This is a genomic window from Mycobacterium arosiense ATCC BAA-1401 = DSM 45069 (assembly GCF_002086125.1).
Lineage (GTDB): Bacteria > Actinomycetota > Actinomycetes > Mycobacteriales > Mycobacteriaceae > Mycobacterium > Mycobacterium arosiense.
Genome location: NZ_MVHG01000073.1, coordinates 1 through 14,157, shown reverse-complemented (window position 1 = coordinate 14,157; position 14,157 = coordinate 1). Strand labels below are relative to the sequence as shown.

Here is a 14,157-nt window from a genome sequence, read left to right as displayed (position 1 = left end):
TGTTCCGGGCTGTCCGCATGCCCAGCGTAACCCGGGCCGGCCGGCAGGGCTGAGTAACTTCCGCCTCACCAGTCACAGCGCGGCTCCCCGGATTCGGGCCGCCGATCGCTTACTGTGCTCAAACGATGACCCTGTTACGTACCGCGTCATGCCTGGCAGCGGCGCTTTTCCTGACGGCCGCCCCGGTGGCGATGCCGCTGGCCAACGCCGAACCCGGCGCCGAACCCAATGCCGCGCCGGCCACCTGCCCGTACAAAGTGAACACCCCGCCCGCGGTGGATTCCTCCGAGGTTCCTACCGCCGGTGACCCGCCGATCCCGCTGGCGGTGCCCGCCAAGCCGGTCGGCGGTGACGCGCTGGGCAGCTGCGGCATCGTCGCCGCGCCGAACACGCCGCCCCTGCCGGGCGACGTCTCGGCCGAGGCCTGGCTGGTGGCGGACCTGGACAGCGGCGCGGTGATCGCGGCCAAGGACCCACACGGGCGCCATCGCCCGGCCAGCATCATCAAGGTGCTGGTCGCGATGGCCTCCATCAACGCGTTGAACCTGAACAAGGCGGTTCCCGGAACCGCCGACGACGCCGCCGCCGAGGGCACCAAGGTGGGCGTCCAGGAGGGCGGTGTGTTCACCGTCAACCAGCTGCTGCACGGGCTGCTGATGCACTCCGGCAACGACGCCGCGCACGCGCTGGCCATGCAGCTGGGCGGCATGGCGCAGGCGCTGGAAAAGATCAACGTGCTGGCCGCCAAGTTGGGCGGCCAGGACACCCGGGTGGCGACGCCGTCGGGGCTGGACGCGCCGGGCATGAGCACCTCGGCCTACGACATCGGGCTGTTCTACCGCTACGCCTGGGGCAACCCGACGTTCGCCGACATCGTCGCGACGCGGACGTTCGAGTTCCCCGGCCACGGCGACCACCCGGGCTACGAGCTGGAGAACGACAACCAGCTGCTCTACAAGTATCCCGGCGCGCTGGGCGGCAAGACGGGTTACACCGACGACGCGGGCCAGACGTTCGTGGGCGCGGCCAATCACGACGGCCGACGGCTGGTGGCGGTGCTGCTGCACGGCACGCGCCAGCCGATCGCGCCGTGGGAACAGGCCGCGCACCTGCTGGACTACGGCTTCGCCACCCCGCAGGGCACCCAGGTCGGCTCGCTGATCGCGCCGGACCCGTCGCTGGCGCCGGCCAAGCACGACGCCGCCGCGGACCCCCTCGCCAACAACGCCGCGGCCGGCGGGATCATCGGCTCCGCGGACGCCATGCCGATCCGGGTGGGTGTGGCGGTGATCGGCACCATCGTGGTGTTCGCGCTGATCATGACGGCCCGCTCGATGAACCGCCGCCCCCTTCACCGCTGAGCGTCGTGGCACGCGGAGCACGGAGCGGACTGCTGGTCGGGTTGACCGCCGCCAGCGTCGGCGTCATCTACGGTTACGACCTGTCCATCATCGCCGGCGCGCAATTGTTCGTCACCGAAGACTTCGGATTGTCCACGCGCCAGCAGGAACTGCTGACGACGATGGTGGTCATCGGGCAAATCGCCGGGGCGCTGGGCGCCGGCGTGCTGGCCAACGTCATCGGGCGCAAACGATCGATGGTGCTGATCCTGAGCGCCTACACCCTTTTCGCGCTGCTGGCCGCGTTCTCGATCTCGCTGCCCATGCTGTTGACGGCGCGGCTGCTGCTGGGCCTGACCATCGGCGTGACGGTGGTGGTGGTCCCGGTGTACGTGGCCGAATCGGCCCCGACGGCGGTGCGCGGCTCGCTGCTGACGGCCTATCAGCTGGCGATCGTCAGCGGTCTGATCGTCGGCTATCTGACCGGTTACGTGCTGGCCGGCACCCACAGCTGGCGGTGGATGCTCGGGCTGGCCTGCGTGCCCGCAGTCCTATTGCTGCCGTTGGTGATTCGGCTGCCCGACACGGCCCGGTGGTACGTGCTCAAGGGCCGGATGGACGACGCCCGGCGGGCGCTGCTGCGGGTCGAACCGACGGCGCCCGCCGACGACGAGCTGGCCGAGATCGGCCGTGCGCTCAGTGAGGCCGCCCCCGGCGCCGGGGGCGGGTTCGCCGAGATGCTGCGGCCGCCGTACCTGCGGGCCACCGCTTTCGTGGTCGTGCTCGGCTTCCTGATCCAGATCACCGGCATCAACGCGATCATCTACTACAGCCCCCGGATCTTCCAGGCCATGGGTTTCACCGGCAATTTCGCGCTGCTCGGGCTGCCGGCCCTGCTGCAGGTCGCTGGGCTGGCGGCCGTCGGCGCGGCGCTGCTGCTGGTCGACCGGGTGGGCCGGCGGCCAATCCTGTTGTGGGGCACCGCCATGATGATCACCGCCGATGTCGTGCTGATGGCCGTGTTCGGCCAGGGCTTCGGCGGCGCGATCGCCGGCTTCGCCGGCATCCTGTTGTTCATCGCCGGCTACACCATGGGCTTCGGTTCCCTGGGCTGGGTGTACGCCAGCGAAAGCTTCCCCTCGCGACTACGCTCGATCGGGTCGAGCACCATGTTGACCTCCAACCTGGTGGCTAACGCCATCATCGCCGCCGTCTTCCTGAGCCTGCTCCATTCGCTGGGCGGCGCAGGGACTTTCGCGTTGTTCGCCTCGCTCGCGGCGGTCGCGTTCGTCTTCGTCTACCGCTATGCGCCGGAGACCAAGGGCCGCCAGCTCGAAGACATCCGCCACTTCTGGGAAAGCGGCGGCCGCTGGGAGAACCCGTGCCCGTGATCGCCGCGGGCACCGTGGTGCTCGACGGTCAGGTCTGCCGCCCGGGCTGGCTGCAAACCTCGGGCGAACGGATCGCGGCCTGCGCGCCCGGGCCGCCACCGGAGCCGGCCGACCGAGATTTCCCCGATTGCACTGTGGTGCCCGGCTTTATCGACATGCACGTGCACGGTGGCGGTGGCGCCTCCTACACCGACGCCGACGGCATCGCCGGCGCCGCCGCGTTTCACCTGCGGCACGGCACCACCACCACGCTGGCCAGCCTGGTGACCGCGTCACCACCCGAACTGCTGGACGGGGTGCGGGCGCTGGCCGATGCCGCGGGGCGGGGCACCATCGCGGGCATCCACCTCGAAGGGCCGTGGCTGAGCCGGGCACACTGCGGCGCCCACGACCGCACCCAGATGCGCGATCCGGACGCGCACGAGGTCGACGCGGTGCTGGCCGCGGGCGGCGGCGCGATCCGGATGGTGACGCTGGCGCCCGAGCTGCCCGGGGCGGACGCGGCGATCCGGCGTTTCACCGACGCGGGAGTCGTTGTGGCGGTGGGGCATACCGATGCCACCTATGAGCAGGCCCGGCACGCCATCGCGCTGGGCGCCACGGTCGGCACGCATCTGTTCAACGCGATGCCGCCGCTGCACCATCGCGAGCCCGGTCCGGCGCTGGCCCTGCTGCGCGACCCGGGGGTGACCGTCGAGCTGATCGCCGACGGCGTGCACCTGCACCCCGACGTGGTGCGGGCGGTGATCGCGGCCGCCGGAACCGACCGGGTCGCCATGGTCACCGACGCGATCGCCGCGGCCGGCCGCCCCGACGGCGCCTTTCGGCTCGGCGCCGTGCCCATCGACGTCGTCTCCGGCGTCGCACGGGTGCACGGGACGTCGACCATCGCCGGCAGCACCGCCACCATGGATCGGCTCTTCCGCACGGTGCACGCCCACGCGGGTCTGGCGCCGGCCGTGCAGACGACGGCCGCGACGCCTGCGCGAGCACTCGGCCTGCGGCGGGTGGGTGAGCTCAGAGCGGGTTACGACGCCAATCTCGTTGTGCTGGACCGTGATCTGCGGGTGTGTGCCGTCATGCTGCGGGGCATCTGGCGCTAGCGCAGCCGGCGGGCGATGCGGGAAAGCGTCAGCGCGCCAGCGGCTCCCAGCGCCATCGCCGTCAGGGTCTGGCGGGTGCCCAGGCCCTCATCCATCTGCACGCGCGGCGCGATGATCGCCGGGGCCGGCAGGGCGACGGGCCGATCGCGTGGTTCGGTGGACGCCGTCGCCGCCCAGGCGGTGCAGAACAGGACGAGGTAGGCGGTGATGTAGGCGAACACCATCAACCCCAACACCGGTCCGAACGCGGCGCCCGCGGGACTGCGCAACACCGTCCTCAGATAGATGGACGCCACCTGTTTGAACACCTCGAAGCCGACCGCCGCGATCAGCCCCGCGCGCATCGAGTCGACCAGGCTGACCTTCTCGCGGGGCAGCCGGGCGATCATCCAGGTGAACAGCAGCCACGACACCAGCGTCGCGATCAGGATCGAGATCAGCCAGAAGAGCCAATCGAACACCACGAACCGCGGTATGCCAAGCCATTTCAGCAGCGCGGCCATGGGCGCGGTGTGCCCGACCGTGGTCAGCGCGACGGTGACCACGATCACCGCGAAAGTTCCCACCATCGCCAGCAGGTCGGAGAGCTTGTTGCGCACGAAGCCCGGCGACTCGATGTGGGTGTCCCACCACATCTGAGTCAACGCCTGCCGCAGGTGCGAAATCCAGCCCAGGCCCGCCCACACCGCGGTGGCCAAACCGATGACACCGACCGAGGTTCGGGCATCGATCGCCGAATTCATCAACTCCCGCAGCTGATTACCCAGCGCGCCGTTCACCTGGGAACGGATGTGGTCGTCGATGGTGCTCAACAGCTGCGGCCGCCGGGCCAGCACGAACCCGAAGACCGCGAAACCGACCATGAGCAAAGGAAACAACGCGAAAATCGTGTAGTAGGTGAGGCCGGCCGCGAAGAATCCGCCGTTGCGGTCGTCGAAACGCCGATAGGCGCGGATGACGTGATCGATCCACCCGTAGCGGGTCCGCAGTCGATCGATAATGCCCGGCTTGGCCGGATCGCTCATCACGACTCCAATGAGAAGCGGATCTGGTTCCGTTGGGGTCTAGTTCCCTTGTGGAAGAAACCCAAGCCGATCGTAAACCCGCCGGACCGTTTTCCCGGCCACATCGTTGGCCTTTTCCGCACCGGCGGCCAAGACGGCCTCCAATTCGGCCAAATCGGCGGACAATTCGTCGACCCGGGCCTTGATCGGGGTGACGAATTCGACCACCGCCTCGGCGGTGTCCTTCTTCAAATCGCCGTAACCCTTTCCGGCATAGCCGTCCACGAGTGTGTCGATCCCGACGCCGGTGACCGCGGACTGGATGCTCAACAGGTTGGACACGCCCGGCTTGGCCTCGATGTCGAAGCGGATCTCGCGCTCGCTGTCGGTGACCGCGGAGCGAATCTTCTTGGCCGACACCGCCGGATCGTCGAGCAGGTTGATCAACCCGGCATCGGTGGCCGCCGACTTGCTCATCTTCGACGTCGGATCGGCCAGGTCGTAGATCTTGGCGGTGGCCTTGGGAATGAGCATGTCCGGCACCACGAACGTGTCCGGGAAGCGGCTGTTGACCCGCTCGGCGATGTCGCGGGCCAATTCGAGGTGCTGACGCTGGTCCTCGCCCACCGGCACCAGATCGGTGTCGTAAGCCAGCACGTCGGCGGCCTGCAACACCGGGTAGGTGAACAACCCGACGGTCGCGGAGTCGGCGCCCTGGCGCTGCGACTTGTCCTTGAACTGCGTCATCCGCGACGCCTGGCCGAAGCCGGTGAAGCAACCCAGCACCCAGGCCAACTGGGTGTGGGCGGGCACGTGGCTCTGCACGAACACGGTGCTGCGGGCCGGGTCGATGCCCAGCGCCAGGTACTGGGCGGCGGTGATCAACGTGCGGCGGCGCAGCGCCTCGGGATCCTGGGCGATGGTGATGGCGTGCAGGTCGACGACGCAGAAGAACGCGTCGTGCTCGTCCTGCAGCGCGACCCACTGCGTGATGGCGCCGAGCGCGTTACCCAGGTGAAGCGAATCGGAGGTGGGCTGCACGCCGGAGAAAATCCGGCTGGATCCGGTAGCGGTGCTCATGATGCACCGATCTTTTCACGCCAGCGTTCGCGCGCGGCCCGGCATCGTTCGACCCACGGTTTCGGTACCGGCGGTACTGGGTAAAGTCGAGGGCATGACGACTCGAGCGCCGATCCACCTCGGCCCCACCGATGGTTCCGGGGAGCCGGTCCTGATGCTGCACGGGTTCCTGATGTCGCAGACCGTGTGGGAGCCGGTTGCGCCGCGGCTGGCCGAGACCGGCCGCTTCGAGGTGTTCGCGCCGACCATGGCCGGGCACAACGGCGGCCCGTACGCGGGTACCTGGCTGCTGAGCTCGTCGGTGCTGGCCGACCACGTCGAGCGCCAGCTCGACCGGCTCGGCTGGGAAACCGCCCACCTGGTGGGCAACTCGCTGGGCGGTTGGGTGGCCTTCGAGCTGGAGCGGCGCGGGCGCGCGCGCAGCGTGACCGGCATCGGCGCCGCGGGCGGATGGACGCGGTGGAGCCCGGTGAAATTCGAGGTCATCGGCAAGTTCATCGCGGGCATGCCTTTCCTGGCGCTGGCCCGGCTGTTCGGTGAGCGGGCGCTCCGGCTGCCGCTCAGCCGGCGGTTGGCGACCCTGCCGCTCACGGCCAGGCCGGACGGCATCAGCTCCGAGCAGCTATCGGTCGTCGTCGACGACGCCGCGCATTGCCCCGCCTATTTTCAGCTGCTCGTCAAGTCGTTATTGGATCCTGGCCTGCTGCAGTTGGCCGACACCGCGGTGCCCGTTCAGCTGGTGCTGTGCGAGAAGGACCGGGTGGTGCCCGCGAGCAGGTTCAACCGGCACTTCACCAACTTCCTGCCCCAGGGCACGAAGATCACCGAGCTCGACGGCGTCGGGCACGTGCCGATGTTCGAGGCGCCCGACCGGGTCACCGCGGTCATCGCCGACTTCGTCAACGACTGCGCCGCCCGGACCGGCCAGGCGGACCGGCGCCAGCCACCGGCTAGTTAGCCAGCCGTTTTTCCAGGTTCTCGGCGATCGAGTTGAGGAACTCCTCGCTGTGCTGCCACTTCTGGTCGGGGCCGATCAGGATGGCCAAGTCCTTGGTCATCTTCCCGCTCTCGACGGTGGCGACCACCACGTTCTCAAGGGTCTGCGCGAACTCGACGACCCCGGGGGTGTCGTCGAGCTTGCCGCGATGCGCCAGTCCGCGCGTCCAGGCGAAGATCGAGGCGATCGGGTTGGTCGAGGTCGGCTCGCCGGCCTGGTACTGACGGAAATGCCGGGTGACGGTGCCGTGCGCGGCCTCGGCCTCGACCGTCTTGCCGTCGGCGGTCATCAGCACCGACGTCATCAGCCCCAGTGAGCCGTAGCCCTGCGCGACGAGGTCCGACTGGACGTCACCGTCGTAGTTCTTGCAGGCCCACACGTACCCGCCCTCCCACTTCAGGCAGGCCGCGACCATGTCGTCGATCAACCGGTGCTCGTAGGTCAGTCCCGCGGCCTCGAATTGTTGCTTGAACTCCTCGTCGTAGACGCGCTGGAACTCGTCTTTGAACATGCCGTCGTAGGCCTTGAGGATGGTGTTCTTGGTGGACAGGTACACCGGCCAGTGGGCGTTGAGCCCGTACTGCAACGAGGCGCGGGCGAAATCGGTGATGGAGCCCTTGAAGTTGTACATCCCCATCACGACGCCGCCGTCCTCGGGGATGGACACCACCTCGTGCACCATCGGCTCGCCGCCGTCGGCGGGGGTGAAAGTGATGGTGACGGTTCCGGGTTTGTCGACGGCGAAGTTGGTGGACCGGTACTGGTCCCCGAAGGCGTGGCGGCCGATGACGATCGGCTTGGTCCAGCCCGACACCAGCCGCGGCACGTTGGAGATCACGATGGGCTCTCGAAAGATGGTGCCGCCCAGAATGTTCCGAATCGTCCCGTTCGGCGAGGGCCACATTTTCTTCAGATTGAACTCTTGGACCCGGGCTTCGTCGGGGGTGATGGTCGCGCATTTGACGCCCACGCCGTGCTTCTTGATGGCGTTGGCCGCGTCGATCGTCACCTGGTCGTCGGTGCGGTCGCGGTGCTCGATGCCCAGGTCGTAGTAGTCCAGGTCGATGTCGAGGTGCGGCAGGATCAGCAGGTCCTTGAAGAGCTTCCAGATGACGCGGGTCATTTCGTCACCGTCGAGCTCGACGACGCGGCCCTTGACCTTGATCTTGGCTTCGCCTGCCATGTCCAATCCGGCTTCCTGGTCGCGGCCCTAGCCGGTCGAAGCCGCTAGCGCCTCGTTGAATGTCTTGCTGGGCCGCATGATCGCCGTCGTCTTCTCGGTGTCCGGCTGGTAGTAGCCGCCGATGTCGACCGTCTGGCCCTGCGCCTCGGCCAGTTCGGCCACGATGGCCTCTTCGTTCTCGGCGAGCGCGTCGGCCAGCGCGGCGAAGTGCCGGCGCAGCTCCTCGTCGTCGGATTTCGCGAGTTCGGCCGCCCAATACAGGGCCAGGTAGAACTGACTGCCGCGGTTGTCGAGCTCACCGGTCTTACGCGACGGGCTCTTGTTGTTTTCCAGCAGCTTGCCGATCGCGGCATCCAGCGTCTTGCCCAGCACCTTGGCGCGCTCGTTGCCGGTCTTGATGCCGATGTCTTCGAAACACGCTCCGAGGGCCAGGAATTCACCCAGCGAATCCCACCGCAGGTGGTTCTCCTCCAACAGCTGGTGGACGTGCTTGGGCGCCGAACCGCCCGCCCCGGTCTCATACATGCCACCGCCGGCCATCAGCGGCACGATGGACAGCATCTTGGCGCTGGTGCCCAGCTCCAGGATCGGGAACAAATCTGTGAGGTAGTCGCGCAGAATGTTTCCGGTCGCGGCGATGGTGTCCTGACCGCGCATCGCGCGCTCGATCGTGTACCTCATGGCCCACACCTGCGGCATGATCTGGATCTCCAGGCCCTCGGTGTCGTGCTCCTTCAGATACGCCTTGACCTTCTTGCGCAGCTCCACCTCGTGCGGCCGCTCGGTGTCCAGCCAGAACACCACCGTCATGCCGGAGTTGCGCGCCCGGGTGACGGCCAGCTTGACCCAGTCGCGGATCGCCGCGTCCGTGACGATGGGCATGCGCCAGATGTCGCCCTCCTCCACGTTCTGGGTCAGCAGCACTTCCCCGCTGTCCAGGTCGACGATGTTGGCGACGCCATCCTCGGGGATCTCGAAAGTCTTGTCGTGCGAGCCGTATTCCTCGGCCTGCTGCGCCATCAGCCCGACGTTGGGAACGGTGCCCATCGTCGTCGGGTCGAACTGCCCGTGGGTTTTGCAGAAGTTGATGATCTCTTGGTAGATACGGGAAAAGGTGGACTCGGGGTTGACGGCCTTGGTGTCCTTCTGCCGGCCGTCGGCACCCCACATCTTGCCGCCCGCGCGGATCATCGCCGGCATCGACGCATCCACGATCACGTCGCTGGGCGAGTGGAAGTTGGTGATGCCCTTGGCCGAATCGACCATGGCCAGCTCCGGGCGGTGCTCGTGGCAGGCGTGCAGGTCGCGGATGATCTCCTCATGCTGCGACGCGGGCAGCGACTCGATCTTGTTGTACAGATCCACCAGTCCGTTGTTGACGTCCACGCCGAGCTCGTCGAAAAGCTCCTGGTGCTTGGCGAAAGCGTCCTTGTAGAAGATCTTCACCGCGTGCCCGAAGACGATCGGGTGCGACACCTTCATCATCGTCGCCTTGACGTGCAGCGAGAACATGACGCCCGTCTCGTAGGCGTCCTGCATCTGCTCCTCGTAGAACTCGATGAGGGCCTTCTTGCTCATGAACATGGAGTCGATGACGTCGCCGTCGCGCAGCTCGACCTTCTCCTTGAGCTCGAGGGTCTGTCCGCTCTTGGTCTCCAGCACCATCTTCACGTTGCGCGCGCGGTCCAGCGTCATCGACTTTTCGCCGTGGTAGAAGTCGCCGTGCCGCATGGTCGCGACGTGAGTGCGCGAGGCCGGCGACCAGTCCGCCATGCTGTGCGGATGCTTGCGGGCGTACTCCTTGACCGCCTTGGGCGCACGCCGGTCCGAGTTGCCCTGCCGCAACACCGGATTGACCGCGCTGCCAAGGCATTTGGCGTAGCGCGCACGAATCTGCTTGTCCTCGTCCGTCTTTGGGCTCTGGGGAAAATCTGGGATCTTGTATCCCTTGCCCTGCAGCTCCTTGACGGCGGCGATCAGCTGGGGAACCGAGGCGCTGATGTTCGGCAGCTTGATGATGTTGGTGTCGGGGAGTTCGGTCAGCCGGCCCAGTTCGCCCAGGTTGTCCGGCACCCGCTGTTCTTCGGTCAGGTGCTCGGGGAACTCGGCCAGGATGCGGGCGGCCACCGAGATGTCGCTGGTCTGGATCTGGATGCCCGCCGGCTCGGCGAAGGCACGCACGATCGGCAGGAACGCGTAAGTCGCCAGCAGCGGCGCTTCGTCGGTCAGTGTGTAGATGACGGTCGGCTGTTCGGCGCTCACGATCCCTCTCCCGGCGTCAATGGTGGGTTGGAAAAATTTGGGGGGCTCAGCGTACTGACTGCCACGTTATCAAGGGTGTTTGGACAGGTGTCGACCTGCACGCGCACCGCTGGGGTTAGCACTGAGTCGGCACAGTAAGATAATCTTCGTATTGGTCATGAGCGCCAGCATCAAGCCCCGGCTTGCTGGCCGGCAACCCTCCAACCGCGGTGGGGTGCCCCGGGTGATGACCAGGTTGAGTAGCCACACACACCGGCTATCCGGCAAGCGCGGGTCCGCCATGACGGGCCCCTGAGTAGACAGGGAAACGTGATGTGCATTCTCCTCACCCGATCACGCCCGACCGTGCGTCGCTGCTAACCCCGGCGCCGGTTGACGCCCCATCCGCGCGTCCCGGCTGCCCGATGCAGTTCCCCTACGAGCAGAAAGCAATCCCGTGACCTCCGAGAACGCCGATCACGACACCGATCCGACCGCGCACTGGTCCTTCGAGACCAAGCAGGTGCACGCCGGCCAGCAGCCGGACCCGGCGACCAACGCCCGCGCCCTGCCGATCTACCAGACCACGTCGTACACCTTCGACGACACCACGCACGCCGCCGCCCTGTTCGGGTTGGAAGTGCCGGGCAACATCTACACCCGGATCGGCAACCCGACCACCGATGTGGTCGGGCAGCGCGTCGCCGCGCTCGAGGGCGGGGTGGCGGCGCTGTTTTTGAGCTCCGGGCAGGCCGCTGAGACTTTCGCCATATTGAACCTGGCGAGTGCCGGAGATCACATCGTCTCGAGCCCGCGGCTCTACGGCGGGACGTACAACCTGCTGCACTACTCGCTGGCAAAGCTCGGCATCGAGGTCACCTTCGTGGACGATCCCGACGACCTCGATTCGTGGCAGGCCGCGGTGCGGCCGAACACCAAGGCCTTCTTCGCCGAGACGATCTCCAATCCGCAGATCGACATCCTCGACATCCCGGGGGTCGGCGGCGTCGCGCACGCCAACGGCGTCCCGCTGATCGTCGACAACACCATCGCCACGCCGTACCTCATTCAGCCGTTCTCCCACGGCGCCGACATCGTCGTGCACTCGGCCACCAAGTACCTCGGCGGCCACGGCTCGGCGATCGCCGGGGTAATAGTCGACGGCGGCACCTTCGACTGGACGCAGGGCCGCTTCCCGGGGTTCACCACCCCCGACCCCAGCTACCACGGCGTGGTGTTCGCCGAGCTCGGTCCGCCGGCGTACGCACTCAAGGCGCGCGTGCAGCTGCTGCGCGACCTCGGTTCGGCCGCGTCGCCGTTCAACGCGTTCCTGGTCGCCCAGGGCATCGAGACGCTGAGCCTGCGCATGGAGCGCCACGTCGCCAACGCGCAGCGGGTGGCCGAGTACCTGGCCGGCCACGAGGGCGTGGTGTCGGTGAACTACGCGGGCCTGCCCAGCTCGCCCTGGCATGAGCGGGCAAAGAAGTTGGCGCCCAAGGGCACCGGCGCGGTGCTGGCGTTCGAGCTGGCCGGCGGCGTGGAGGCCGGCAAGGCGTTCGTGAACGCGCTGAAGCTGCACAGCCACGTGGCCAACATCGGCGATGTCCGCTCCCTGGTGATCCACCCGGCGTCCACCACGCACGCCCAGCTGTCCGCGGCGGAGCAGCTGAGCACGGGCGTCAGCCCGGGGCTGGTGCGCCTGGCCGTGGGCATCGAGGGCATCGACGACATCCTGGCCGACCTGGAGCTCGGCTTCGCGGCTGCGCGCAAATTCGGTGCGACCGCGGAGGCGTCGGGCACCGATCCGCAGGCCGTGGCGGCGTTCTAGGAGCCCGGCGTGACGATCTCCGACGTCCCGACCCAGACGCTGCCCGACGAAGGCGAAATCGGCTTCGTCCACATCGGCTCGCTGACCACCGAGAGCGGCGCGGTCATCGACGACGTGCACATCGCCATCCAGCGCTGGGGCGAGCTGTCGCCGACGCGGGACAACGTGGTGGTGGTGCTGCACGCGCTGACCGGCGACTCGCACATCACCGGGCCCGCCGGGCCCGGGCATCCCACCGGCGGCTGGTGGGACGGGATGGTCGGGCCGGGCGCGCCGATCGACACCGACCGCTGGTGCGCGCTGGCCACCAATGTGCTGGGCGGTTGCCGCGGCTCCACCGGGCCCAGCTCCCGGACCCGGGACGGAAAGCCTTGGGGGTCAAGGTTCCCCCGCATCACGATTCGCGACCAGGTGGAGGCCGACATCGCCGCGCTGACCGCGCTGGGGATCGAGCGGGTCGCCGCGGTGGTCGGCGGATCCATGGGTGGCGCAAGGGCTTTGGAATGGATTGTCGGTCACCCAGACCGGGTCCGGGCCGGGCTGCTGCTCGCGGTGGGGGCGCGCGCCACCGCCGATCAGATCGGCACGCAGTCCACCCAGATCGCGGCGATCAAGGCCGACCCGAATTGGCAGGGCGGCGACTATCACGACACCGGGCGGGCGCCGGATACCGGGCTGACGATCGCCCGCCGCTTCGCGCATCTGACCTATCGCGGTGAGGTCGAGCTCGACACCCGGTTCGGCAACGACGGGCAAAGCGGCGAGGATCCGGACACCGGCGGCCGCTACGCGGTGCAGAGCTACCTGGAGTATCAGGCCGACAAGCTGCTGGAGCGTTTCGACGCGGGCAGCTACGTGGCGTTGACCGAGGCGCTCAACAGTCACGACGTCGGCCGCAATCGCGGCGGGGTGCGTGCGGCGTTGGGCAACTGCCCGGTTCCGGTGGTGGTCGGCGGCATCACCTCCGACCGGCTCTATCCGCTGCGCCTGCAGCAGGAGCTGGCCGAGCACCTGCCCGGCTGCACCGACCTGCAGGTGGTGGACTCCCTGTGCGGGCACGACGGATTCCTGGTGGAATCCAAAGCCGTCGGTGAAATGATCCGTAAGACACTGGTGCTGGCGCGCGATGGGGAAGGCACGTCGCAACCGTGACTCGCTCGCGGCACGACCGCTCCCTCTCGTTCGGCTCGGCGGCCGCGGCGTACGAGCGTGGACGCCCCTCCTATCCCCCGGAAGCGATCGACTGGCTGTTGCCGGTCGGGGCGCGCCAGGTGCTCGACCTGGGCGCCGGCACCGGGAAGCTGACCACCCGGCTGGTGGAGCGCGGCCTGGACGTGGTGGCCGTCGACCCGATCCCGGACATGCTCGAGGTGTTGCGCACCTCGCTGCCGGAGACCCGGGCCCTGCTGGGCACCGCGGAAGAGATTCCGTTGGAGGACAACAGCGTTGACGTGGTGCTGGTGGCGCAGGCCTGGCATTGGGTGGACCCGGAGCGGGCGGTGCCCGAGGTGGCCCGGGTGCTGCGACCCGGGGGGCGGCTGGGTCTGGTGTGGAACACCCGCGACGAACGCCTCGGCTGGGTGCGCGAACTGGGCCAGATCATCGGCAGCGACGGCGACGGCCGCACCCGGGTGGCGCTGCCCGAGCCGTTCACCGACCTGGCGCATCATCAGGTGGAGTGGACGAGTTACCTTACGCCGCAAGCTTTGATCGACCTCGTCGCGTCCCGCAGCTACTGCATCACCTCACCGACGGAGGTCCGCACCAGGACGCTCGATCGGGTGCGCGAATTGCTGGCCACCCATCCGGCCCTGGCGAATTCGACGGGGCTGGCGCTGCCCTATGTCACCGTGTGCACCCGGGCGACGCTGGCCGGGTAGCCGTCGCTACGGTTCGCCGTCATCCTGATCGCGGAGCAGTTTTTCGGGGTGGTGGAAGGTGTTGGTGCGGGGTTGGCCGCGGTCGAGGTGTGGGGGTGGGATCCATTGGG

At 68.0% G+C, this 14,157-nt stretch carries 12 protein-coding genes and 1 riboswitch; of the genes, 7 read left to right on the top strand and 5 right to left on the bottom strand.

The features are described from left to right. The first annotated feature begins 125 nt into the window (after window positions 1-125). The 3 genes from dacB1 to nagA are packed head-to-tail and all read left to right on the top strand — an operon-like array spanning window position 126 to window position 3,834. On the top strand, window positions 126-1,361 hold the full coding sequence (dacB1, locus tag BST14_RS21460) for a D-alanyl-D-alanine carboxypeptidase DacB1 (protein WP_083066376.1): 1,236 nt from the start codon (window positions 126-128) through the stop codon (window positions 1,359-1,361). Between the two features lie 5 nt (window positions 1,362-1,366). Beyond that, entirely contained in the window at window positions 1,367-2,731 is a 1,365-nt protein-coding gene (locus tag BST14_RS21455; protein WP_083066375.1) for a sugar porter family MFS transporter, read from the top strand. Further along, window positions 2,722-3,834 (top strand): N-acetylglucosamine-6-phosphate deacetylase, encoded by a 1,113-nt coding sequence (nagA, locus tag BST14_RS21450; protein WP_083066374.1) that lies wholly within the window; start codon window positions 2,722-2,724, stop codon window positions 3,832-3,834. Before BST14_RS21455 ends, nagA begins: the two co-directional genes overlap by 10 nt. Here nagA and yhjD read toward each other — a convergent pair. Both yhjD and trpS read right to left on the bottom strand, forming a co-directional pair. Next, complete coding sequence (gene yhjD / locus BST14_RS21445; RefSeq protein ID WP_083066373.1) at window positions 3,831-4,859, bottom strand: inner membrane protein YhjD; 1,029 nt, start codon at window positions 4,857-4,859, stop codon at window positions 3,831-3,833. The two genes, nagA and yhjD, sit on opposite strands and share 4 nt — an antisense overlap. A 39-nt stretch (window positions 4,860-4,898) precedes the next feature. Continuing rightward, window positions 4,899-5,918, bottom strand: a complete 1,020-nt coding sequence (trpS, locus tag BST14_RS21440; RefSeq protein ID WP_083066372.1) for a tryptophan--tRNA ligase — start codon at window positions 5,916-5,918, stop codon at window positions 4,899-4,901. A gap of 151 nt (window positions 5,919-6,069) precedes the next feature. Here trpS and ephH point away from each other — a divergent pair, with 151 nt between their 5' ends. Continuing rightward, on the top strand, window positions 6,070-6,876 hold the full coding sequence (gene ephH / locus BST14_RS21435; protein WP_083066390.1) for an epoxide hydrolase EphH: 807 nt from the start codon (window positions 6,070-6,072) through the stop codon (window positions 6,874-6,876). Here ephH and BST14_RS21430 read toward each other — a convergent pair. Then, window positions 6,869-8,098 (bottom strand): NADP-dependent isocitrate dehydrogenase, encoded by a 1,230-nt coding sequence (locus tag BST14_RS21430; protein ID WP_083066371.1) that lies wholly within the window; start codon window positions 8,096-8,098, stop codon window positions 6,869-6,871. The genes ephH and BST14_RS21430 overlap by 8 nt on opposite strands. 27 nt (window positions 8,099-8,125) lie before the next feature. After that, window positions 8,126-10,360, bottom strand: a complete 2,235-nt coding sequence (locus BST14_RS21425; RefSeq protein WP_083066370.1) for an NADP-dependent isocitrate dehydrogenase — start codon at window positions 10,358-10,360, stop codon at window positions 8,126-8,128. A gap of 153 nt (window positions 10,361-10,513) precedes the next feature. Further along, window positions 10,514-10,636: riboswitch (SAM riboswitch) on the top strand. A 160-nt stretch (window positions 10,637-10,796) separates the two neighbouring features. On the opposite strand from BST14_RS21425, the gene BST14_RS21420 reads away from it, so the two are divergent. The 3 genes from BST14_RS21420 to BST14_RS21410 are packed head-to-tail and all read left to right on the top strand — an operon-like array spanning window position 10,797 to window position 14,047. Continuing rightward, the gene (locus BST14_RS21420; RefSeq protein WP_083066369.1) at window positions 10,797-12,167 is read left to right on the top strand and encodes a bifunctional o-acetylhomoserine/o-acetylserine sulfhydrylase; all 1,371 of its coding nucleotides are present in this window, start codon (window positions 10,797-10,799) and stop codon (window positions 12,165-12,167) included. A gap of 9 nt (window positions 12,168-12,176) precedes the next feature. Continuing rightward, window positions 12,177-13,319: a homoserine O-acetyltransferase MetX gene (gene metX / locus BST14_RS21415; protein WP_083066368.1), complete on the top strand. Its 1,143-nt coding sequence runs from the start codon at window positions 12,177-12,179 to the stop codon at window positions 13,317-13,319. Continuing rightward, window positions 13,316-14,047, top strand: a complete 732-nt coding sequence (locus tag BST14_RS21410) for a class I SAM-dependent methyltransferase (RefSeq protein ID WP_083066367.1) — start codon at window positions 13,316-13,318, stop codon at window positions 14,045-14,047. The genes metX and BST14_RS21410 overlap by 4 nt, the downstream gene beginning before the upstream one ends. 6 nt (window positions 14,048-14,053) lie before the next feature. On the opposite strand, the gene BST14_RS32690 is transcribed toward BST14_RS21410, so the two are convergent. Then, a partial coding sequence (locus tag BST14_RS32690; RefSeq protein WP_438502196.1) for a hypothetical protein occupies window positions 14,054-14,157 on the bottom strand: 104 nt, incomplete at its 5' end.